Raw genomic sequence first — 22,046 nt, forward strand, 5'->3', positions numbered from 1 at the left:
GGAGCTTTATTTGTCGGAAAACTGCCGTGTACAGCGTTCTGTCACACGCTTTGCGGATAATCGGGCAACGGTCTATTTTTCCAAGGCCCAGCCCTGCTGACGATCGCGCTAAAACGGTTCACCCTTGTGACGCAGACCTGCCGTCTCACATACCCCTTCCCGCCCCTTCCCGCCCGAGGAAATGCACCATGAATCAGCCCTGCTCCAGTCGTGTGAGCCGTGAACGGCACGGTCATGTCCTGATGATTGGCCTGGATCGGGTGGCCAAACGCAACGCCTTCGATCTCGACCTGCTCAACGAACTGAGCCTGGCTTATGGCGAGTTCGAGGCCGACAGCGAGGCGCGGGTGGCGGTGGTATTCGGCCATGGTGAGCATTTCACCGCAGGGCTGGATCTGGTCAGTGCCAGTGCGGCCCTGGCCGAAGGCTGGCAGGCACCGCCCGGCGGCTGCGATCCATGGGGTGTTTTCGCCGGCCCCAGAGTGAGCAAACCGGTGATTGTCGCCGCACAAGGCTACTGCCTGACCATCGGGATCGAATTGATGCTGGCCGCCGATATCAACCTGTGCGCCAGCAACACCCGCTTCGCCCAGAAAGAAGTGCAACGCGGGATCTTCCCGTTCGGCGGCGCCACGTTGCGCCTGCATCAGATCGCTGGCTGGGGCAATGCCATGCGCTGGCTGCTGACCGGCGATGAGTTCGATGCCCATGAGGCGTTGCACTTGGGGTTGGTGCAGGAAGTCATGGCCAGCGAGGATCTGCTGCCACGGGCGATGGAGTTGGCCGAGCGGATTGCCCGGCAGGCGCCGCTTGGGGTTCAGGCGACGCTCATGTCTGCAAGGCAGGCGCGTTATGAAGGGGAAACAGCGGCGGCGCGGGGTTTGCCGTCGCTGGTAAAGAAGTTGCTGGCCAGTGAGGATGCCAAGGAAGGTGTGCGGTCGATGATCGAGAAGCGGCCCGGCGTTTTCAAAGGGCTTTGAGGGATGTATTGGCTGTTAGGGCCTCTTCGCGAGCCGGCTCGCTCCCACATTTGAACCGCGATTCCATGTGGGAGCGAGCCTGCTCGCGAAGAGGCCCGCACAGACAACGACTTATGTAGCCGGGCGGATTGCCTTGATCAACGACTGCAACGAATACCCCAAGCGCGGCGCCAGCCCTTCAGCGCGGGCGATCAAGCCGTCCATGTCCAGTTCCTGATCCAGCTCCGAAGGCACGAGCAGAATCACATTGCCCTCCTTCACCGGCAGTTCCCAGTAATGCCGGTGATAGAGCCCGCGAAACAATGCGGCGCCCAACGGTTTGCCATCATCGGTGGCCCACTGATTGATCACCAGCCAACCACCCGGATTCAGGCGTTTTTGACAGTTTTCCAGGAAATTCCACGCCAGATGCCCGACACCCGGCCCGACATCGGTATAGAGGTCGACGAAAATCAGATCCGCCGGCTCAGCGGTATCGAGCAACTCCAGCGCATCGCCCACCCGGATATACAGCCGCGGATCGTCATCCAGCCCAAGGTATTCAATGGCCAGGCGCGGTACGTCGGGACGCAGCTCGATGGCTTCGACGTCTTCCAGCGGCAGGAACTTGAGGCAGGCCTGAGTCAAGGTGCCGGCTCCGAGGCCGAGGAACAGCGCGCTTTCCGGCTGCTCGTGGCACAACGCGCCAATCAGCATCGCCCGGGTGTAATCGTATTCGAGCCAGCTCGGGTCAGCCGTGAACACGCAGCTCTGCTCGATGGCATCACCGAACTCGAGAAAACGGTAATCGGCCACTTCCAGCACGCGAATCACGCCGAACTCATCCTGTACCTCGGCGAGCAGATGCTCGACGCGCTCCTCAGTCATTTCGTCTCCTGATCGTCGCCGTGCCCGGCAACGTACTAAAACCGCGGAGTGGCGCGGCAAAAACGCGATTGTCCGCGAAGCGACGGGAACAGGTCACGCACTAATTGCTGATAACATGACAGTCCGAGCGTAAAACACTAGAGACCGTGATGAGCCAACCCTGGAGCCCTGACAGCTGGCGCGCCCTGCCGATCCAGCAACAACCCCATTACCCCGACGCGGCGCATTTGCTGCACGTCGAGCAAACGCTGGCCAGTTATCCGCCGCTGGTGTTTGCCGGTGAAGCCCGGGAGTTGCGCCGTCAGTTTGCCGAAGTGACCCAGGGCCGCGCGTTTCTGCTGCAGGGCGGCGACTGCGCCGAAAGCTTCGCCGAGTTCTCCGCCGCGAAAATTCGCGACACCTTTAAGGTGTTGCTGCAAATGGCGATCGTCATGACCTTCGCCGCCGGTTGCCCGGTGGTCAAGGTCGGGCGCATGGCCGGGCAATTCGCCAAACCGCGTTCGGCCAACGACGAAACCATCGACGGCGTAACCCTGCCGGCCTACCGTGGCGACATCGTCAACGGCATCGGTTTCGACGAAAAAAGCCGCGTGCCGGACCCGGAGCGCTTGCTCCAGTCCTACCACCAGTCCACCGCGACCCTGAACCTGCTGCGCGCCTTCGCCCAAGGCGGTTTTGCCGACCTGCATCAGGTGCACAAGTGGAACCTGGACTTCATCGCCAACTCGGCGCTGGCGGAAAAATACAGCCACCTCGCGGATCGCATTGATGAAACCCTGGCATTCATGCGCGCCTGCGGCATGGACAGCTCGCCGCAACTGCGCGAAACCAGTTTCTTCACCGCCCACGAAGCGCTCCTGCTGAACTACGAAGAAGCCTTCGTACGTCGCGACAGCCTGACCAACGATTACTACGATTGCTCGGCGCACATGCTGTGGATCGGCGACCGTACCCGTCAGCTCGACGGTGCTCACGTCGAGTTCCTGCGTGGCGTGAACAATCCGATCGGGGTCAAAGTCGGCCCGAGCATGAACCCCGAAGACCTGATTCGCCTGATTGACGTGCTCAACCCGGACAACGATCCGGGCCGTCTGAACCTGATTGCGCGGATGGGTGCGAACAAGGTCGGCGATCATCTGCCGCAACTGATCCGTGCCGTGCAGCGTGAAGGCAAGCAAGTGCTGTGGAGTTCCGACCCGATGCACGGCAATACCATCAAGGCCAGCAGCGGCTACAAGACCCGCGACTTTGCGCAGATTCTGGGTGAAGTGAAACAGTTCTTCCAGGTTCACGAAGCGGAAGGCACGTATGCCGGCGGCATCCACATCGAGATGACCGGACAGAATGTCACCGAGTGCATTGGTGGTGCGCGGCCGATCACCGAAGACGGGTTGTCGGACCGGTATCACACCCATTGCGATCCACGCATGAATGCTGATCAGTCGCTGGAACTGGCGTTTTTGATTGCCGAGACCCTGAAACAGGTTCGGCGCTAAATCGCGTCGCGCCCTTCGCGAGCAGGCTCGCTCCCACAATGGCCGGCGTCGATCACACATTATGTGTCTGGCGCTAATCCTGTGGGAGCGAGCCTGCTCGCGAAGGCGTCAGCTCAGTCACCGCCAATACTGGCCAATGCCACCCGCAACCGCCCCGCACTCGCCCGCGGGCAATTCAACTGAACCCGCTCAAGCCCCAACCAATCCGCCATTCGCCGCAGATTGACCGCCAACGCCAGCATCCCCTCCTCATCCAGCCCCGGCTCTTCCTCATGCACAGCGTGCACCGCCAGCCTGCCCAACGCCCGCTCGGCGCGCAGATCCACCCGCGCGGCAATCCGCTCATTGTGTAAAAACGGCAACACGTAATAGCCGTAGACCCGCTTGTCCTGCGGCGTATAAATCTCCAGCCGATAGCGGAAATCGAACAGGCGCTCGGTGCGACTGCGCTCCCAGATCAGTGAGTCGAAGGGTGAAAGCAAGGCGCTGGCTTCGACCTTGCGCGGCACTTTGGGCTCAGGCAGACAGTAAGCGGGCTGCCGCCAGCCCTGGACTTCGCACGTCAGCAATTCACCCGCCTCCACCAGTTCCGCCAGACGCGGACGGGCATCACCGGGACTTAGGCGAAAGTAATCCCGCAGGTCTTTTTCTGTTCCGACGCCCAAGGCTGTCGCGGCATGCAGCAACAGGCCGCGCTGGGCCTCGGCCTCACTCAGCAGCGGCTGCGCAAGTACCGCCGAAGGAATCACCCGCTCCGGCAGATCATAAAGCCGCTCGAACCCGCGCCGCCCGGCCACGGTCACTTCTCCGGCGGCGAACAACCACTCCAGCGCATGCTTTTCCGCGCTCCAGTCCCACCAGGGCCCTGCCCGCTCCTGACGGGTCGACAGGCTTCCGGCACCCAGCGCGCCCAGTTCCTGAACCGAGGCCAGCACCCGGCGTATCGTGTCCTGCCGCTCCTGACCGAAACGTGCCAATTGCTGGTAGATATCTTCACCACGGGTCGCGCGCAGCATGCGCCAGCGCATCAACGGGTACATCGACAAGGGCAGCAACGAGGCTTCATGCCCCCAATATTCGAAGAGCGTACGTCGCCGGCCCGAACTCCAGGCAGCCTGGTCGAGCAAGTCGGATGAGTAATTGCCGAGGCGGGAAAACAAGGGAAGGTAGTGCGAACGCACCAATGCATTGACCGAATCGATCTGCAGAATGCCCAGCCGTTCAATCAGACGATTGAGCTGAACCGGTTTGATCGCCGCTGGCGGCTGGCGCCCGTTGAACCCTTGGGCGGCCAGCGCCAGACGCCGAGCCTGTTTGATGGAAAAGGACAGTGTTGCGGGCATGAGCATCTCCTTGTCTGCTCGCAACCTACCTCACCGGGAGACGGTTTGTGTAGTTGTGTATGACTCATTTGTGCATCGGGTCATCCCAGAATGGGCGGATGGCTTCGTGCTCGACATCCGCACGACTGAGTCCGATGTCCTTCAACGCTTCATCACTCATGCCCGCCAACATTTCACGTTCACGGTGCAGTTCGTACCAGCGATTGAATTTGTGCAGCAAATCGGAGATCAGGTGCACCGAGTGTTTTTCTACGTCGACATAACCTTTTTGACCTTTCATCTTGTTGCCCTCCGTTTGGATGGCTCAAGTGTCGCGCCGGGGCTAAGATCAATCCAACGAATGTTTCTTATGTAATACATCTCGGAGATTGATGAATGTCTGCCTACCCGAGTATCGATACCGAAGTGCTGCGTACCTTTGTCGCCATCGCCGACCAGGGCGGTTTTACCCGCGCTGGCGAGTTGGTCAACCGCACTCAGTCCGCCGTGAGCATGCAGATGAAGCGGCTGGAAGAGGATGTGTTGCAGCGTCAATTGTTCCAGCGCGACGGACGGCAAGTGCGGTTGACGGCTGAGGGTCAGGTGTTGCTCGGCTATGCCCGGCGCATCCTCAAGCTGCACAGTGAGGTGTTCAATACGTTGCGCGAGCCGCACATGGTCGGCATGGTCCGCATTGGCACGCCGGACGATTACGTGATGCGTTTTTTGCCGGGGATTCTGCGGCGATTTGCCCAGACGTATCCGCTGATCCAGATCGAAGTGCACTGCGAATCATCAAAACAATTGCTGCTGCGCCAGGACCTGGACTTGACCATCGTCACCCGCGAACCGGGCAACGAGATCGGCCAATTATTGCGCAAGGAGCATTTTGTCTGGGCCGAGGCGCAATGCTTCAGCGCCCATGAGCAAACGCCGCTGCCACTGGCGATGTTCAACAGTGATTGTTTCTGCCGCTTATGGGCCTGTAATGCGCTGGACGCCATGGGGCGCGATTACCGCGTGGCGTACAACAGCGACAGCCTGTCGGCGATCATGGCGGTGGTCAGCGCCGGACTGGCTGTCACCGCGCAACTCGAAAGCCTGATCACGCCCGACATGCGCATTCTCGGTGAGGCCGAGGACCTGCCGATTCTGCCAGAGGCCAGCATCATGCTGGTGCGCAACCTGCACAACCCGTCGCCGATCACTGAGTGCCTGGCCGAACACATCGTCGAAGGCTTCAAACTTTAAGGGCGAGCATCACCGCGCAGAGCACCAGGAACCCACAGAACAACCCGCGCAACAGTCGCTCCGGCAGTGCGTGGGCGATCCTCACGCCCCAGCTGATGCTCATCAGGCCACCGACCGCCAAGGGCAGGCCGATCATCCAGTCCACCTGATGGTGCACCGCGTAAGTCACCAGCGTGACACCCGTGCTCGGCAATGCCAGCGCCAGCGACAAACCCTGCGCAACCACCTGACTGGTGCCGAACAGACTGGTCAGCACCGGCGTTGCCACCACCGCCCCGCCCACGCCAAATAACCCGCCCATGGTGCCGGAGGCAGCACCGAGCACGCCCAGCCATGGCCATGAGTAATTCATCTGCGCAGATGCCGGCGCGTTGGCGGCGAACATTCGCACCAGGTTGTAGGCCGACAGGGCAATCAGGAACGCGACAAATCCCACGCGCATGGTTTGCGCATCAATGCCCACCGCCCAGATCGAACCGATCCAGGCGAAACAGAACCCCATCGAGGCCAATGGCAGCGCGTGGCGCAATTCAATGCGATTACGCTGGTGATAACGCCACAGCGCCAGCATCACGTTGGGTACCACCATGACCAGCGCCGTGCCCTGGGCAATTTGCTGATCGAGGCCGAACAACACGCCCAACAGCGGGATCGCAATCAAACCACCGCCAATGCCGAACAACCCACCGAGGGTTCCCAGGGCGGCGCCAAACACCAGGTACATCAAAAACTCAATCACAGGCGATTTTCCCTTCACGTCAGGCTATTCATCCTACGCAGTCGACGCTGGCGGGGAAACGCACAGCAACGCACAATGGCTTTGCCAACTTCGCACAAGCGCTGACAACACCATGAACCCCAATCAATTGACCGAACAACTGGATCTGTTCCTCGACGTGCTGGAAACCGGCAGTTTTTCCGCCGCGTCCCGCCGTCACCCGCTGACCCCTTCGGCGGTGGCGCGGCGCATCGACAGCCTGGAAAACGCCGTCGGCAGCCAATTGTTTATTCGCAGCACCCACGCGGTGCGCGCAACCCCGGCAGGTCTGGCTTTTGCCGAACGCGCACGGCGTATCGTGGCTGAACTGCGGCTGGCTCGGGCTGAGGCGGTATCCTTGAGCAGCGCACCGGAAGGCTTGATTCGGATCGATGCACCGGCAGCGTTCGGACGGCGGCATCTGGCGCCAGTGATTGCCGACTTTCTGATGCTCTACCCCGGCCTCGACGTGCAACTGCACCTGATCGACAGCTTCGTCGACATGCAGGGTTTGAATCTGGGCAAGGTCGATCTGGTGCTGCGCGCCGGGCAAATGGCCGATACCCGGCTGGTGGCCACGCCGCTGGCGAGCATGGTGCGCATTGCCTGTGCCAGCCCCGAGTATTTGCAACGGCGTGGTGTGCCGACCGATCCGGCACAGCTGATTGAGCATGATGGCCTCGACTGGGATGGCCTGGCCCCGCCGTTCGCCTGGCGTTTCGAGCGGGACGGGCAGATGCACTTGCACCGCCCGGCGCGCATCCGCATGAGCGCCAACAATGCCGAGGCGCTGGTCTGCGGCGCATTGGCCGGGCTGGGTATCGCGCACTTGCCAACCTGGTTGACCAGCGAATACCTCTTACGCGGTGAACTGCTTCCGCTGTTCTGCGAACACGGCCTGCCACCACCGGAAACGACCGGCATTTATGCCTTGCGCCTTGAGCAACAACCCAATCCCCGCAGTCGCTTGTTACTGGAATACCTGAAAACCCGCTTCAGCCCGATCCCGCAGTGGGATCTGGCGCTGCAAAGTACCCTCGACCGGCACTAGGCTAGAATTGTCTGGTGCATTAAAGATTCGCCCGCTAGATTTATGACGATCACTGATCAAGGCTTCGAAATGACCACCGAGCGCAACACCCCCGATAACTGCGACGACCTGCTGCTGGATAATCAGGCCTGCTTCGCCCTGCACTCCACCTCGCTGCTGATGACCAAGGTCTACAAGCCGCTTTTGCAAGCACTGGGCCTGACCTATCCGCAATACCTGGCGATGATGGTGTTGTGGGAACAGGACGGTTTGACCGTAGGCGAAATCAGCACGCGCCTGCTGACCGATCCTGGCTCACTGACGCCGTTGCTCAAACGCTTGGAAGTCGAAGGTTTACTCAGCCGCACCCGCAGCCGTGAAGACGAGCGAGTGGTGATTGTCGAACTCACCGAACAGGGTCGTGCATTGCGGGAGCGGGCGCGCGGTATTCCCCAGTGCATCCTCGGCGCCAGCGGGATGACGCTGGAGAGGCTGCAGAAACTGCAAGCTGAACTGCAAACGCTGCGTAGCAACCTGCAAGGTAGCCTCTGATATTCAAATCAACCTAGATCCCCTGTGGGAGCGAGCCTGCTCGCGATAGCGGTCTGACATTCAAACATTGATGTCGACTGATACACCGCTATCGCGAGCAGGCTCGCTCCCACATTGGTTTTGTGGTGCCCCTTCCAGCCACGTTCGCCCCTCTCCGAAAAATTTTTAGTCCTGAAAATCCCGCCTCGACAGCTCTAGCTCAGCCCTTCGCATCGCCCGCCAAAAACCCGGCCAAAGCTTTTTAAGAAAATTTATCTTGCGCGCTAAATATTAGCGAGATACTTTTACCTCGCACTTACTTAGCGCGCAAACATTTAGCGCGCAACACCAAATTCCGAATGAGGCTCACACCATGCAAACTCTCTACACCGCTATCGCAACTTCCACTGGCGGCCGTGACGGTCGTGCGGTTTCCAGCGACAACATCCTCGACGTCAAACTCGCCACCCCAAAAGAACTTGGCGGCGCTGGCGGCGCAGCGACCAACCCTGAGCAACTGTTCGCAGCCGGTTACTCCGCCTGCTTCATCGGAGCGCTGAAATTCGTGGCCAGCCAGACCAAACGCAAAATTCCGGACGACGCTTCGATCACCGCCCATGTCGGCATCGGCCAGATCCCTGGTGGTTTCGGCCTCGACATCGACCTGCACATAAGCTTGCCGGGGCTTGAACAGGCCGACGCACAAAGCCTGGTCGACGCCGCACATCAGGTATGCCCGTACTCCAACGCCACCCGTGGCAACGTCGATGTGCGCCTGCACGTCACCGTCTAACCGCTGATTCCCAGGCCCGAACCAGGAAACGAACATGATCACTTTCAGTAAAGTCTTGACCGGTACCCTCCTCACCTTGTCCATTAACAGCGCGTTCGCTGGTGAGGGTGTTGAACACAACACCCAAGCGTTCCTCGACGCTCTGAACGCCGGCACCGGCAAACCGATGGAACAACTCACCCCTAAAGAAGCCCGCGCCGTGCTGGTCGGCGCGCAGGCCGGGGTGAAACTGACGCTGCCAAAAGCTGATGTCAGCGAAAAGACCATTCAAGTCGACGGCCAACCGCTCAGCCTGACGATCGTCCGGCCGGCCGGGGTCAAAGGTCCGCTGCCAGTGTTCATGTTTTTCCACGGCGGTGGCTGGGTGCTGGGGGATTTCCCGACCCACGAACGTCTGGTTCGTGACTTGGTTACCGGTTCGGGGGCGGCGGCGGTGTTCGTCAATTACACCCCGTCACCGGAAGCGCATTACCCGGTGGCGATCAACCAGGCTTACGCCGCAACCAAATGGGTGGCCGAGCACGGTAAAGAGATCAACGTCGACGGCAAACGTCTGGCCGTGGCCGGCAACAGCGTCGGCGGCAACATGGCGGCAGTGGTTGCGCTGATGGCCAAAGACAAGGGCACGCCGGCGATCAAATTCCAAGTTCTGCTGTGGCCGGTGACTGACGCCAGCTTCGAGACGGCGTCCTACAACCAGTTTGCCGAGGGGCACTTCCTCACCAAAAACATGATGAAGTGGTTCTGGGACAACTACACCACCGACGCCAAACAGCGTAACGAAATCTACGCGTCGCCGCTGCGGGCGACCACTGCGCAACTCAAGGGCCTGCCACCTGCCCTGGTGCAGACCGCCGGCGCCGACGTGTTGCGCGATGAAGGTGAAGCCTACGCCCGCAAACTCGACGAGGCTGGGGTGCCGGTTACCGCCGTGCGCTACAACGGCATGATCCACGACTATGGTTTGCTTAACGTGGTGAGCCAGGTGCCGGCGGTGCGCTCGGCGATGTTGCAGGCGTCCGAAGAACTCAAGCAACACCTCAAATAAGCGGTAAATCGCAGGTACAAAAAAGCCCGACTCAATGGTCGGGCTTTTTCATTCCTGAAGCAGTGCTTATTTAGCACGGCCTTTGTAGGAACCGCCTTCGCGGGTATCGATCTCGATCTTGTCACCGATTTCGATGAAGTCAGCAACCTGCAGCTCAGTTCCGTTGCTCAGCTTGGCAGGCTTCATCACCTTGCCGGAAGTGTCGCCGCGAGCCGAACCTTCGGTGTAGTCAACTACGCGCACGATGGTGGTCGGCAGTTCTACGGAAACCAGACGCTCTTCGAAGAAGATCGCTTCGCAAACATCGGTCATGCCTTCTTCAACGAAAGGCAGAACAGCTTCGATGTCTTCAGCGTTCAGCTCGTACATGGTGTAGTCGGTGGTGTCCATGAACGTGTAGGTGTCGCCGCTGATGAAGGACAGGGTCGCTTCTTTGCGGTCGAGGATTACGTCGTCCAGCTTGTCGTCGGCGCTGTAAACGATCTCGGTCTTGTAACCGGTCAGCAGGTTTTTCAGCTTGGTCTTCATGATCGCGCTGTTACGACCAGACTTGGTGAATTCAGCTTTCTGAACCAGCCAAGGATCGTTTTCGAGACGGATCACGGTACCGGGTTTCAGTTCTTTACCAGTTTTCATTGCGAATATCCGAATTTGGATGGGATTTACAAAAATCTAGGCCGCGTATCATATCCAATTTACATAAAACTGTACCAGCGCCGCGGCAAGATCTGCCTGCAAAGCCTGTTCCAGACACCACGCTTCGGCGTGTTTTTGCAGTTCTGGCCAGTGTTTTCGGGTCGATTGCCAGTGCCCGGTCATATTGTCACCCGCATTCCACACGCGCCAAAGACCACTGATCGCCTCGCGGGCAGGCTCGGACAGGCCTTTGGTGTACAGAGCGAGGAAGGCGTCGAGCTTTTCCAGGTGGATGTCTTCGTCCTGCTGATAAATGTGCCAGAGCAGCGGCCGCCCCGCCCATTGGGCGCGGACAAAGGAATCTTCACCGCGCACGGCATTGAAATCGCAGCACCAGAGCAGGTGATCGTATTGATCCTGTCGGACGAACGGCAGCACTTGCACGGTCAATTCACCGCGCACATGCACCGCGCCGGCCACCAGACCCTCCACACCGAGCCAACGTTCGACGTCCCCAAGAATCCTGCCTTCGGGCACTAGCAGATGAGTGGGCGTCGAGTCGGCAGCCATTGCCTCGAGCCAACTGGCCAGCCCGTTATTTTCGTAGGCAAACAGCGAGATCAACTGCGCACCTTGCGCGCGATCAATCCCCAAACCTTGCAGGAATTCTCGCTGCGCCTCGGGGTTTTGCTGAAACTGCTGACGACGCTCAAGCAATCCGCTTTCACGCAGCAAGCCACCGGTGCCCTTCTGAAACCCCGGAAAGAAAAAGAATTTCTGTACGCTCTTGTACTTCACCGACGGCAAGCCGTGGCAGCCGACGATCCAGTCCTCGGCACTCAGATAGTCGAGATTCATCCACAGCGGCGGTTTTTCCCGCTCGGCCATGGCCTCCATGTAAGCACTCGGCATTTGGCAGGCGAACGCGGCGATCACCACATCAGCGGCTTCAGTGGGCTGCCAGTCGGCCGTCCACTGACGCACTTCGACGCCCTGCTGCCATTGCTGTGAGGCGTTGATGTCAACTTCCGGGCACAAGCGCTCGAAGGCCCGCAGATCATCGACCCACAGACGCACCGCCACCGAATGTTCGGCCACCAGTTGTCGGGCCAGACGCCAGGTCACGCCGATGTCGCCAAAGTTGTCGACCACCGCGCAGAAAATATCCCAGCGGGCTTTCATTTCAGGCATTCCAGGCTCCCGTTGGCAAAGGTGCCGATTGTCCTCATAAATTACCCCGTGCAGAAGAGCCGACGGCGATTAATCTTCATGCGACAATCGCCACTCGCCCGCGACCACCCGCCAGGAGGCAGCCATGCCCTACCGTCCCAATCCGCGCCGCCCGTTGCCGATCCAGCTCAGCGCCTTGCAACTGACCGGCAGCATTGCCCTGGGTGTGTGGCTGGGGTTTATCGCGATCGCGCTGACGTGCTGGCTCGCCTCTCGACTGTTGTTCAGCGAGCAGCTGGCGCCCGTGACTGAGGCCGTGCAGCAACTGGCCAAACCACCGGTGGTGGCACAACCGGTGCCGGACATTCCGCCGCAGAGCCCGTTGTTCGAACAGTACGAAGAGAACCTGCGCAAAAACGAGCAGCAGCAACGAATGGATCAGGCCCGCAGCACCGGCCGCAATCTGTCCAACCCGAAATGCCAGTTCTGGCTGCAACAGGACCAGACTGCGCCGAGCGAAAAAAGCCGCGCCAACGTCCTGCAATTCTGCGATTGATCAAGAAGCTCTCTATGCACAAGCCGACCGTCCACCAACTGATTCTCGACAAGCTGCGGATCGACCTCGACATCGCCGAGCGTGCCGCACAAACCGCTTACGAAACCGCGACCCACGAAGAAAACATCGCCGAGAACAAGTACGACACGCTAGGTCTGGAGGCGTCTTACCTGGCAGCAGGGCAGGCCAGACGGGTGGAAGAAATCAGGCAGTCACTGACGCGTTGCCAGAACCTGACGCTGCGGCCTTACGACGATCAGCGCGGCATCGAAGTCGGCGCCTTGCTCGGCCTGGAAGACGAAAAGGGTCGTGAGCAATGGTTGTTTCTGGCCCCCGACGCGGCGGGTTTGAAGGTCGACCTGGTGGGGCAATGGATTACCGTCATCACCCCTCGCTCACCGCTGGGCAAAAGCCTGCTGGGCAAGTTCGAAGGGGATGAGGTGGAGATTCTGGTGGCGGGTGCTCGGCAACAGTTTTCTGTTACCGAGGTGGTTTAACGCGAGAGATTAATGCACAGGCAGTTCGACGCCGTCGAACAGCTCTTCCAGCTCCTGCTTGTTGTGGCACTGGATGGCCTTGGCCATGACCTCGCGGGTCAGGTGCGGGGCGAACTTCTCGATGAAGTCGCACATGAAGCCACGCAGGAACGTACCGCGACGGAAACCGATTTTAGTAATGCTGGATTCGAACAAGTCGCTGGCATCAAGCATGACCAGGTCGCTGTCGAGTTTGGCATCGACCGCCATTTTCGCCACGATGCCCACGCCCAGCCCCAGGCGAACATAAGTCTTGATCACGTCGGCGTCGGCGGCGGTGAACACCACTTTCGGCGTCAGGCCGCGATGGCTGAACGCTTCGTCGAGTTTCGAACGGCCGGTGAAACCAAAGACGTACGTCACGATCGGGTATTCAGCCAGCGCTTCCAGGGACAGCTTCGACAGCTTGGTCAGCGGGTGGCCCTGAGGTACGACCACGCAGCGGTTCCAGCGATAGCACGGCATCATCACCAGATCACCGAACAGCTCCAGCGCTTCGGTGGCGATGGCGAAATCCACGGTGCCGTCAGCGGCCATTTCAGCGATCTGCATCGGCGAACCCTGGTGCATGTGCAGGGCAACGTCCGGGTATTGCTTGATAAAATTGCTGATCACCGGTGGCAACGCATAACGCGCCTGGGTGTGCGTGGTGGCGATCGACAGGGTACCTTTTTTCTCGTTGGAGAATTCCTGGGCGATCTGCTTGATGCTTTCAACCTTGCGCAGGATCTCGCCGGCGGTGGTGATAATTCGCTCGCCGGCCGGGGTGACGCGGGTCAGGTGCTTGCCGCTGCGAGCGAAAACCTCAACCCCCAATTCGTCTTCCAGCAAACGGATCTGCTTACTGATGCCCGGTTGCGACGTGTAAAGGCTTTGGGCTGTAGCGGAAACGTTGAGGTCGTGGTGCGCCACTTCCCAGATGTAGCGCAATTGTTGAAGCTTCATATGAATCCCTCAAAGCAGGTAGACGCCACGGGCATCAGCGACGGTATATAACTATATTAATGGCTTGAAGAATAAATCTAGAACTTTTTTATCAAACTGCCACTATTCGTCTTCTGGTGTCCTGCCTCGTGAATACGCGAGGCAGGACACTAACGATCCCCTTGGCGACGACGCTCCACCAGCGGCACCAGATAGACCGGCACCCGAGACAGTTGCAGCACCCGCGCTGCAGTCCGGCCCAAAGGTGTTTCCGCGCCAGCACCATGGCTATGACTACCTACGATCAACAAATCCACGGAGAGTTTCTGCGCCTGGTCGAGAATCACCTGTGACGGATCGCCTTGAAGCACCCGCACCGCTTGAATCCGCTCCAGATCCTGCGCCCCTTCATCCCCCAATTCTTCACGAAAGCTGTCGAGCACCCGCTGCTCGATATTGGCAATCACCGTATTCAGGCCCTGACTGTGAAACTCGTTCAACGCTTGCTCATCGAGGTAACTCTGAAGCACCGATTCGGCGAACAGCCCCATCGGCTCAACGGCGTGCACCACGTAGAGATCGGCATTGAATGTGCGCGCCAGCGCCAAGGCATGCTGCATTACCAAAGGTGCATACAGGCCGAGGTCAGTGGCGTACAACATAGAACGAATCATATGACCTCCTCGAGTGCCGACATGGCGGAGATTGATTCAGCTTAGCAGTGCCTTGGCGAGTACGACGTTTCGGGTAACGCGTTGAACCGTGGGCTTAAACCTTTTGCTCGTTGCTTATGCCGTGCGGCACGTGGCCGGTGGCGACCACCTCGCGGGCCAACTCGCAATGACCGGCCTGATCGTCGAAAAACACGTCGGCGGCAAAGGCTTCAAGAAACGCTGACTTGGTCAGGCCGCCGAGAAACAGCGACTCGTCCAGACGAATGTCCCATTCGCGCAAGGTACGGATCACTCGCTCATGGGCGGGCGCCGATCGCGCGGTCACCAGCGCGGTGCGGATCGGACAGGCGTCTTCCGGGAACTCGCGTTGCAACAGATTGAGGGCCGCGAGGAAGCCTTTGAACGGCCCACCGCGCAATGGCTCGCGGGCGGCTTCACGCTCGCTGGCCTGAAACGCTTCCAGACCACCGGATTGATAGACCCGCTCCGATTCGTCGGAAAACAGCACCGCGTCACCATCGAAGGCAATGCGCAATTCATCACTGGCCGCACGGCTGGCGCCGCCCGACAGAATGGTCGCCGCGGCGAACCCGGCATCCAGTGCACTGCGCACGTCTTCGGCATGCGTCGAGAGAAACAGGTCGCAGCCAAACGCCTTGAGGTACGGATAAGGACTGCGCCCGCCGACAAACGCCGCGCGGGAAATCGCCAGGCCATAGTGGTGGATCGAATTGAAAACCCGCAGGCCGGTGTCGGCACTGTTGCGCGACACCAGGATCACCTCGACCCGGGCGCGGCCAAGGTTGGTGTTCAAGTTGAGGAGTTTTTGTACCAACGGAAATGCATCACCGGGCTCGAGGATTTCGTCTTCGTGTTCGATCTGATATTGCCGATAGGCTTCGACGCCGCTCGACAGATAGACCTTGTGGCTTTCGCTCAGGTCGAACAGCGCACGCGAAGAAATCGCTAGCACCAGTTTGTCGTCGATAGTTTTTGCCATGCCCTTCCCCCTCAGGTTGATCGACTCAGGTATTACGTCGATCGATAAAACTCAAACTGCGATACAAGGCTTCGATTCGCGGCAACTCGCATCCTGCGGCCTTGGCTGCGGCCAGGGGCCGGGCGTAAATCGCATCCAGCTCAAGTGGTCGTTTGTGCAGAAAATCGTGGTACATGCTCGGCCAATAGTCCGGCATTTTCTCGGTCACCATGAACAGATGATCGGCATAACCGGCCGGTACGTCGTGACCGCAGGCGATTGCTCCCTGAACCACTTCAGCCATCAGAGCCTTGATCAGTTCCCGACTGTCGGCATCGGCCATCAACGGCGTGGTGCTTGCCCCGAGCAGAACCGACAGACCGTTGTAGGGGATATTCCAGACCAGTTTTTGCCAGCGCGCCTGATGCAGGTTCGCCATGGCCTGGGAATCGATGCCGGCGGCGCGGAACAGCCCGGCGCCTTCCTCGACAATCGCCATGCGCGCCTGCTCATCAGCTGCAGGGCCACTGTGATAGCCAACATTCACAGCGCCGAGCGCCTGATGGGTGATGACGCCTGGTCCTTCACGATGAACGCAGATATAGCAGAGCCCACCGAGCACGTGCAGCGAATCGGGGAGCAACGCTCGCAGACTGTCTTCAACGTCCAGGCCATTTTGCATCAGCAGTACTTTCGCATCGGGGGCGGCGGCTTGAATGATCGCTGGCGCCAGATCCGCGTTACTGGTGGTTTTCGCGCCCACGAGCAACCAGTCACAAGGCGGCATGTCTTCGGCACTCGAATAGACCTGAACCGGATTCAACGTCAGCGCGCCGTGCACCGCACTGTCGAGCTTCAACCCGCGCTCGGCCACCGCCGAAAACTCACTGCGCAACAGAAAATGCACATCGAAACCGACACGCGCCAGCATCAATCCGTAGAAACCGCCGATCGCGCCGGTTCCGATAATACCGATTGTCGGTTTGGTCACTGCCCCCATCATGGCAACTCCTCTGCAATTCGACTCAACGCCTGACCCACGGCAGCATTGAGCTCGGTGCCGGTCAGGCGCGATTTTAGTGCCCCGAAGAATTCACCGTCGCGCACCACAAACAGCGCCGGCAAATAAAAAACCTGATAACGCTCGACCACCCCGCCATTGTTCCCGGCATCGATCCAGCACAACCGATCGACGTCCAGGTCGAGTCGTGGCAATTGCTCACGGGCAAAACGGCAACTGGCGCAGCCGACGCTGGTGAAAATAACCAGCGACACACCGCTCATCGCCAGCAGCCGTTGGTCGGCGTCGAAATCAGTCAGTTCCAATTCGACCACTATACTGGGTGAAACAATGTCAGATGGCCGACACATGGAGTCCGTGTTCATGGGACGTTTTATTCCTCACCCTGACGATGTGCCCGTCGAATTAACGTTGCTCAAACCTGAGTGTATTTCACGGCAACAGCTGCACACTATCAGCCTCGGGGGCATGGCTTGCAATTATCACCGGGCGTGGCGCCACGGTACGGCGCTGGAAATTCGCATGCCGACCTTGAACCCCGACATGCGTTTTCTGGGCTATGTAGCCTGGTGCCTGCGACGCAAGCGCGGCTATCTGGTAGGCATTGCCTTCGTTGACGAACAGATGATGTTCAGTGCCCGAATGGGCGAGCAGGTGTGCCAGATCGAACGTTACTGCCGCCTGCATGACGCGCATGACGATCTGCAGGAAACTCAGGCCCTGGCCCTCGAATGGGTCCAGGAGCATGCCGACGAGTTCTCTCACGAGACGGTTCGCAGGGCATTTGCGCAGGTTGTGCTGGATTAGGAGGGGCATCCTCAATGGGTTTACCCGCGGAAACTAATTGAGAATGCCCGTTAAACCGGTGTCTGCCCATTGTCGAGCCACGGTGTAACGCGCTAAGGTTCTGCTCCCCGACGCGCTTAATTTGCTGTGCTCCGCCGCGCGGGTTCGCTGGCGGCCGGCACCCGTGACCTGACGAGTAAACGATGGCTGATTTACCGATCAACGACCTAAACGTCGCTTCCAACGAGACGCTGATCACTCCCGATCAGCTCAAGCGTGATATCCCTCTGAGCGACGCTGCCCTGCGCACCGTCACCAAGGGCCGCGAAGTCATTCGCAACATTCTTGATGGCACCGACCACCGCCTGTTTGTTGTCATCGGGCCTTGCTCGATCCACGACATCAAGGCGGCCCACGAATACGCCGAGCGCCTGAAGACGCTTGCGGCCGAAGTGTCCGATACCCTGTATCTGGTCATGCGCGTGTATTTCGAGAAGCCACGCACCACCGTCGGCTGGAAAGGTTTGATCAACGATCCGTACCTGGACGACTCCTTCAAGATTCAGGACGGTCTGCATATCGGTCGTCAATTGTTGCTGGACCTGGCCGAGATGGGCCTGCCGACCGCAACTGAAGCCCTAGACCCGATCTCCCCACAGTACTTGCAGGACCTGATCAGTTGGTCGGCCATTGGTGCGCGCACCACCGAATCCCAGACTCACCGTGAAATGGCCTCCGGCCTGTCCTCGGCCGTCGGCTTCAAGAACGGCACCGACGGCGGCTTGACGGTCGCGATCAACGCCCTGCAATCGGTTTCCAGCCCTCACCGCTTCCTGGGTATCAACCAGGAAGGTGGCGTGTCGATCGTCACCACCAAGGGCAATGCCTACGGTCACGTGGTACTGCGCGGCGGCAACGGCAAGCCGAACTACGATTCGGTCAGCGTCGCGCTCTGCGAGCAAGCCCTGAACAAAGCGAAGATCAAGCCGAACATCATGGTCGATTGCAGCCACGCCAACTCCAACAAGGACCCGGCCTTGCAACCGCTGGTGATGGAGAACGTCGCCAACCAGATCCTCGAAGGCAACCAGTCGATCATCGGCCTGATGGTCGAAAGTCACCTGAACTGGGGCTGCCAGGCGATCCCGAAAGACCTCGCCGACCTGCAATACGGCGTGTCGATCACCGATGCCTGCATCGACTGGTCCGCCACCGAAAACACCTTGCGCAGCATGCATGCCAAGCTCAAGGACGTGCTGCCGAAACGCGATCGCAGCTGATCGCTTTTCGCCGCACAAAAAAACGCCGGGCTTAACCCGGCGTTTTTTTATGTGTTCGATTCTTTAAAAGCTACTGGCTCAGCTTGGCCGCGTGCCGCTGGTGGCGCTCCATGTAGCGTTCCACGTAGGAACACGATGGAATGACGGTGTAACCCATTTCTTCAGCGTACTCCAACGCCTTCTCGGTCAGGGCTGCCGCAATGCCGCGACCACGTAGCGCGTTGGGCACAAAGGTGCGATAGATATCCAGGGTCTGTTTCCCCAGATCCATATAGGTCAGGTAGGCACGATGACCGTCCACATTGGTCTCGAACTGATGACCAGCCTGGTCATGGTGGATGGACAACGCCTCGCTCATCACTACTCCTCGCGGGTCTGGAATTCTGACCCCTACCTTACCGATGTTTTTCCGGCGAAGGAACATCTACGCCACCCCGTGCCTGAATGGACACCGAGAAGAGCTGCACCAATCTCGCGCAACCGAGCACGTATCAAATAGTAGGCACTATTGGCAGAAATGCTCAAGGTACGCTCGTCATCACGCTGGGGGCGGGGGTGCTGCTCCGGGTTACGCAGAGACGGCTCGACCAAGATCTCTGAAGGTCGACAGCCTGAACATTGCCGGATGTTGAGACTTAAGACGAGCGCCCTTTGTTAAAGTCACCTGAACATGGAGAAAGATATGAGAGGCGCCACGCAAAATCCGAACAAAAGTGTGGACGAATCCATCTAGACAGACTTTAGCCAAGACTCGGAAAAGAGCGGTGAGCGCGCGGAACTTTTCTTCGGCGGCTCGCTCAGCTCGGGCCTCCCAGCTGGATATTTTTTAAACAATGCAGTTAAAAGTTGCTCGAAAAAGAATCAACGCCTACAATTTTTTTGGCTTCTTGCTTTACGTCAGTTTACTTACGACAAGTAATGGGTAGTATGTACGCCGGCTATTTCCTCACTCTGAGGAGACAGCTAACTTAATAGAAAGTCCTTGAAGGGGAACACGATGAACAACGTTCTGAAATTCTCTGCTCTGGCTCTGGCCGCAGTTCTGGCTACCGGTTGCAGCAGCGTATCGAAAGAAACCGAAGCACGTCTGACCGCTACTGAAGACGCAGCAGCTCGCTCCCAGGCTCGTGCAGACGAAGCTTACCGTAAAGCTGATGAAGCTCTGGCTGCTGCTCAAAAAGCACAACAGACTGCTGACGAAGCTAACGAGCGTGCTCTGCGCATGCTGGACAAAGCTAGCCGCAAGTAATAATCTTTCGGGATTGTTATCAAGCCGACCCATTTTTTGGGTCGGCTTTTTTATTGCCCGCTATTTCGTACCGGCAATAAAAAACCCGCCGACGCGGTCAGCATCGGCGGGTTCCTTTCAAGCATTACTGCAACGGGTCGATCGGCGCACTCGTCACCATCGGCGCCGAGGAGTTCGGCACTCCGATTTCCACCGGCAGACCATCTTCGGCGGCAACCACGTCGCGGACCACATCCCAGTTCATGCGCAGGTTGTTGGTGATGTCCTCACGCTTGAGCATCGCGTTGATCACCGCGGTGTGTTTGTCGACCACAGAAGGGTTGCCCTTGTCGTCCAGCGGCGTGTGCGCTTCCAGATACACCTTACCGCCACTGACACCGAACTTGTACGGGTCGCTGATAATACGTACCGACGTGCCTACCGGCACCATGCCCGCCATCTCCAGCACGTTGTTGTTGAACATGCGGAAGCAACCATGACTGGTGCGCATGCCGATGCCGAACTTCTTGTTCGAACCGTGGATCAGGTAGCCCGGCGTGCCCAGCGTGAACTTGAACGGCCCCAGCGGGTTGTCCGGGCCGGCCGGCACCACGTTCGGCAATGGATCGCCATCGGCGGCGTGCTCGGCCTTGATCGACGCTGGAGGGGTCCAGGTCGGGTTCGGCGTCTTGGCGGTGATGCTGGTATGGGCAATCGGCGAGCCCCAGCCTTCACGGCCGATACCCAACGGGAAGGTGTACACCACGTTCCGGCCTTTCGGGAAGTAATAGAGGCGGTACTCGGCCAGGTTGATGACGATGCCTTCACGCGGGCCCGGCGGCAGGATGAAACGCGTCGGCAGCACCACTTCGGTGCCTGCGCCCGGCAGCCATGGATCGACGCCAGGGTTGGCCGCGACCATTTCCGAATAGCCCAGATCGTAGGTGGTGCCAAGGTCGGCGAAGGTATCTTCGTACTTGGCCTTGATCACCTGGACCTGACCGATGATGTCTTCACCGGGCGGTGGCAGGGGCAGCTCCAATGCTGCTACGGGACCCGCCACACAGAGGGCGGCGAGAGACAGGTAGCGGGTGACGGCAGGAAAGCGCGGCAACATCCGGAAAATCCTTCGCATGATCGACAAGGGTATAAAAACGGGATTGTACACCGGCGCCTGGAAAATCGGGGAGTTGACCGATAGCAAGCAACTATCGGGTTCTAAAGCTCGAAACGCAGTTCCGGCCAGATCGGCGATGTGCCGCGTTTTTGCGATTCCAGAATGGCCCGGCACAGCGAGCACAGGCGCTGATCCTGGAACACACGGCGATCGACGCTCGACCAGCGCGGTTGTGCTGGCAACAGGCTGCCGCACAAGGTCCGGTCCGCCGAGCCGCCCAACTCCAGTTGACGGGTCACCAGATGTACCCGCACTTCCTGGCAGGCGAACAGATCCAGCTGTTCGTCAGGCTCGATCAGTTGGTAGGCAAAAAGTGACCAGGCAGGACGCGGCATCAGGGGCTCCAAATCGGGGGCGCCACCTTAGCCGAAACACCGCCACTAGAAAAGCGTCAAAGCAGCGGTTTCAGTGTCGGCCAGACATTTTCCAGCAACTTGTCCTGAGCCCCGGCAGCCGGGTGCAGGCCGTCGGCTTGCATCAAGTCCGGATGACCGCCCACGCCGTCGAGAAAAAACGGTACCAGCGGGATCTTTTTCTCCTCGGCCAGTGTGCTGTAGACGTTCGCGAAGGCCTCGGTATAACGAACGCCGTAGTTGGGTGGCAATTGCATGCCGAGCAACAGCACCTTGGCGCCACTCGCGCGGGAGCTGTCGATCATTGCTGCAAGGTTTTGTTGCAATTGCGTTGGCAGCAATCCACGCAGCCCGTCGTTACCGCCCAACTCGAGGATCACCAGCTCAGGCTTATGCTCTGCAAGCAGCGCAGGCAGGCGCGCCTGGCCTCCGGCACTGGTGTCGCCGCTGATGGACGCATTGACCACCTTATCGTCGAAACCTTCGCGCTTGAGCCGTTGCTCGAGCAGGGAGACCCACCCCAACCGGGTATCCAGCCCGAAACCCGCGCTGATACTATCGCCAACGATCAGGACTGTACCCGCCGCTGCGTTCTGGGCCATGCACATCAAGGCCAGGCCAGCACTCAAAAACCACACACGCATCGGATTC

General features: G+C 59.2%; 27 protein-coding genes. 12 read left to right on the plus strand and 15 right to left on the minus strand.

Going from position 1 to position 22,046, the window contains the following annotated elements; all coding sequences use genetic code 11:
* Positions 1-188: 188 nt before the first annotated feature.
* Complete coding sequence (locus QFW87_RS18810; protein WP_283188515.1) at positions 189-980, plus strand: crotonase/enoyl-CoA hydratase family protein; 792 nt, start codon at positions 189-191, stop codon at positions 978-980.
* Positions 981-1,091: 111 nt separating this feature from the next.
* Here QFW87_RS18810 and QFW87_RS18815 read toward each other — a convergent pair whose 3' ends face one another.
* Positions 1,092-1,847, minus strand: a complete 756-nt coding sequence (locus QFW87_RS18815; RefSeq protein ID WP_046047519.1) for a spermidine synthase — start codon at positions 1,845-1,847, stop codon at positions 1,092-1,094.
* A 149-nt stretch (positions 1,848-1,996) separates the two neighbouring features.
* Here QFW87_RS18815 and QFW87_RS18820 point away from each other — a divergent pair, with 149 nt between their 5' ends.
* A complete protein-coding gene (locus QFW87_RS18820) occupies positions 1,997-3,343 on the plus strand; it encodes a class II 3-deoxy-7-phosphoheptulonate synthase (protein ID WP_008031425.1) in 1,347 nt (448 codons plus the stop codon).
* A 113-nt stretch (positions 3,344-3,456) separates the two neighbouring features.
* On the opposite strand, the gene QFW87_RS18825 is transcribed toward QFW87_RS18820, so the two are convergent.
* Positions 3,457-4,686: a winged helix-turn-helix domain-containing protein gene (locus QFW87_RS18825; protein ID WP_283188516.1), complete on the minus strand. Its 1,230-nt coding sequence runs from the start codon at positions 4,684-4,686 to the stop codon at positions 3,457-3,459.
* Between the two features lie 64 nt (positions 4,687-4,750).
* Positions 4,751-4,966: a DUF1127 domain-containing protein gene (locus QFW87_RS18830; protein ID WP_074878333.1), complete on the minus strand. Its 216-nt coding sequence runs from the start codon at positions 4,964-4,966 to the stop codon at positions 4,751-4,753.
* A gap of 95 nt (positions 4,967-5,061) precedes the next feature.
* Between QFW87_RS18830 and QFW87_RS18835 the strand changes: the two genes are divergently transcribed.
* On the plus strand, positions 5,062-5,916 hold the full coding sequence (locus QFW87_RS18835) for a LysR substrate-binding domain-containing protein (RefSeq protein WP_283180922.1): 855 nt from the start codon (positions 5,062-5,064) through the stop codon (positions 5,914-5,916).
* Here QFW87_RS18835 and QFW87_RS18840 read toward each other — a convergent pair.
* Positions 5,906-6,655, minus strand: coding sequence for a sulfite exporter TauE/SafE family protein (locus QFW87_RS18840; protein ID WP_283188517.1), 750 nt, complete (start codon positions 6,653-6,655; stop codon positions 5,906-5,908). The two genes, QFW87_RS18835 and QFW87_RS18840, sit on opposite strands and share 11 nt — an antisense overlap.
* Positions 6,656-6,767: 112 nt before the next feature.
* Here QFW87_RS18840 and QFW87_RS18845 point away from each other — a divergent pair, with 112 nt between their 5' ends.
* From QFW87_RS18845 to QFW87_RS18860, 4 genes are all read left to right on the plus strand, one after another.
* Positions 6,768-7,724, plus strand: a complete 957-nt coding sequence (locus QFW87_RS18845; RefSeq protein WP_283188518.1) for a LysR family transcriptional regulator — start codon at positions 6,768-6,770, stop codon at positions 7,722-7,724.
* A gap of 69 nt (positions 7,725-7,793) precedes the next feature.
* A complete protein-coding gene (locus QFW87_RS18850) occupies positions 7,794-8,255 on the plus strand; it encodes a MarR family transcriptional regulator (protein ID WP_283184604.1) in 462 nt (153 codons plus the stop codon).
* Positions 8,256-8,607: 352 nt separating this feature from the next.
* Entirely contained in the window at positions 8,608-9,027 is a 420-nt protein-coding gene (locus QFW87_RS18855) for an organic hydroperoxide resistance protein (RefSeq protein WP_111449024.1), read from the plus strand.
* Between the two features lie 34 nt (positions 9,028-9,061).
* Positions 9,062-10,075: an alpha/beta hydrolase gene (locus QFW87_RS18860; RefSeq protein WP_283188519.1), complete on the plus strand. Its 1,014-nt coding sequence runs from the start codon at positions 9,062-9,064 to the stop codon at positions 10,073-10,075.
* A 66-nt stretch (positions 10,076-10,141) separates the two neighbouring features.
* On the opposite strand, the gene QFW87_RS18865 is transcribed toward QFW87_RS18860, so the two are convergent.
* Positions 10,142-10,711: an elongation factor P gene (locus tag QFW87_RS18865; RefSeq protein WP_028619992.1), complete on the minus strand. Its 570-nt coding sequence runs from the start codon at positions 10,709-10,711 to the stop codon at positions 10,142-10,144.
* Positions 10,712-10,759: 48 nt separating this feature from the next.
* Positions 10,760-11,902 (minus strand): elongation factor P maturation arginine rhamnosyltransferase EarP, encoded by a 1,143-nt coding sequence (gene earP, locus QFW87_RS18870; protein WP_283188520.1) that lies wholly within the window; start codon positions 11,900-11,902, stop codon positions 10,760-10,762.
* 124 nt (positions 11,903-12,026) lie between these two features.
* On the opposite strand from earP, the gene QFW87_RS18875 reads away from it, so the two are divergent.
* On the plus strand, positions 12,027-12,437 hold the full coding sequence (locus QFW87_RS18875; RefSeq protein WP_283188521.1) for a hypothetical protein: 411 nt from the start codon (positions 12,027-12,029) through the stop codon (positions 12,435-12,437).
* A gap of 14 nt (positions 12,438-12,451) precedes the next feature.
* Positions 12,452-12,934, plus strand: coding sequence for a transcription elongation factor GreAB (locus QFW87_RS18880; RefSeq protein ID WP_283188522.1), 483 nt, complete (start codon positions 12,452-12,454; stop codon positions 12,932-12,934).
* A gap of 9 nt (positions 12,935-12,943) precedes the next feature.
* Here the strand turns inward: QFW87_RS18880 and cysB are convergent, their stop codons facing one another.
* The 5 genes from cysB to QFW87_RS18905 all read right to left on the minus strand — a co-directional run bounded on the left by cysB (position 12,944) and on the right by QFW87_RS18905 (position 16,936).
* Positions 12,944-13,918 carry an HTH-type transcriptional regulator CysB gene (cysB, locus tag QFW87_RS18885; RefSeq protein WP_109633635.1) on the minus strand — a complete coding sequence of 325 codons (975 nt, stop codon included), beginning with the start codon at positions 13,916-13,918 and terminating at the stop codon, positions 12,944-12,946.
* Positions 13,919-14,067: 149 nt separating this feature from the next.
* The gene (locus QFW87_RS18890) at positions 14,068-14,571 is read right to left on the minus strand and encodes a universal stress protein (RefSeq protein WP_283180929.1); all 504 of its coding nucleotides are present in this window, start codon (positions 14,569-14,571) and stop codon (positions 14,068-14,070) included.
* A 94-nt stretch (positions 14,572-14,665) separates the two neighbouring features.
* Entirely contained in the window at positions 14,666-15,571 is a 906-nt protein-coding gene (locus tag QFW87_RS18895) for a 5'-nucleotidase (RefSeq protein ID WP_095128924.1), read from the minus strand.
* A 25-nt stretch (positions 15,572-15,596) separates the two neighbouring features.
* Positions 15,597-16,553: a putative 2-dehydropantoate 2-reductase gene (locus QFW87_RS18900; RefSeq protein WP_283180930.1), complete on the minus strand. Its 957-nt coding sequence runs from the start codon at positions 16,551-16,553 to the stop codon at positions 15,597-15,599.
* Complete coding sequence (locus tag QFW87_RS18905) at positions 16,550-16,936, minus strand: thioredoxin family protein (RefSeq protein WP_283180931.1); 387 nt, start codon at positions 16,934-16,936, stop codon at positions 16,550-16,552. The genes QFW87_RS18900 and QFW87_RS18905 overlap by 4 nt, the downstream gene beginning before the upstream one ends.
* Between QFW87_RS18905 and QFW87_RS18910 the strand changes: the two genes are divergently transcribed.
* Together QFW87_RS18910 and QFW87_RS18915 are read left to right on the plus strand one after the other, a co-directional pair.
* A complete protein-coding gene (locus tag QFW87_RS18910; protein WP_129436984.1) occupies positions 16,935-17,378 on the plus strand; it encodes a PilZ domain-containing protein in 444 nt (147 codons plus the stop codon). The two genes, QFW87_RS18905 and QFW87_RS18910, sit on opposite strands and share 2 nt — an antisense overlap.
* A gap of 182 nt (positions 17,379-17,560) precedes the next feature.
* On the plus strand, positions 17,561-18,637 hold the full coding sequence (locus QFW87_RS18915) for a 3-deoxy-7-phosphoheptulonate synthase (protein ID WP_054052004.1): 1,077 nt from the start codon (positions 17,561-17,563) through the stop codon (positions 18,635-18,637).
* A gap of 70 nt (positions 18,638-18,707) precedes the next feature.
* On the opposite strand, the gene QFW87_RS18920 is transcribed toward QFW87_RS18915, so the two are convergent.
* Entirely contained in the window at positions 18,708-18,995 is a 288-nt protein-coding gene (locus tag QFW87_RS18920) for a GNAT family N-acetyltransferase (protein WP_008057026.1), read from the minus strand.
* Between the two features lie 639 nt (positions 18,996-19,634).
* Between QFW87_RS18920 and oprI the strand changes: the two genes are divergently transcribed.
* The gene (oprI, locus tag QFW87_RS18925) at positions 19,635-19,886 is read left to right on the plus strand and encodes an outer membrane lipoprotei OprI (protein ID WP_002553018.1); all 252 of its coding nucleotides are present in this window, start codon (positions 19,635-19,637) and stop codon (positions 19,884-19,886) included.
* Between the two features lie 124 nt (positions 19,887-20,010).
* Here the strand turns inward: oprI and QFW87_RS18930 are convergent, their stop codons facing one another.
* The 3 genes from QFW87_RS18930 to QFW87_RS18940 all read right to left on the minus strand — a co-directional run bounded on the left by QFW87_RS18930 (position 20,011) and on the right by QFW87_RS18940 (position 22,039).
* Positions 20,011-20,982 carry a L,D-transpeptidase family protein gene (locus QFW87_RS18930; protein WP_283180932.1) on the minus strand — a complete coding sequence of 324 codons (972 nt, stop codon included), beginning with the start codon at positions 20,980-20,982 and terminating at the stop codon, positions 20,011-20,013.
* A gap of 101 nt (positions 20,983-21,083) precedes the next feature.
* A complete protein-coding gene (locus tag QFW87_RS18935; protein WP_003226812.1) occupies positions 21,084-21,377 on the minus strand; it encodes a hypothetical protein in 294 nt (97 codons plus the stop codon).
* A 56-nt stretch (positions 21,378-21,433) separates the two neighbouring features.
* Complete coding sequence (locus tag QFW87_RS18940) at positions 21,434-22,039, minus strand: arylesterase (protein ID WP_283188523.1); 606 nt, start codon at positions 22,037-22,039, stop codon at positions 21,434-21,436.
* Positions 22,040-22,046 lie beyond the last annotated feature (7 nt).

Origin of the sequence: Pseudomonas sp. PMCC200344 (assembly GCF_030053095.1) — a bacterium.
Classification (GTDB): Bacteria; Pseudomonadota; Gammaproteobacteria; order Pseudomonadales; family Pseudomonadaceae; genus Aquipseudomonas; species Aquipseudomonas svalbardensis.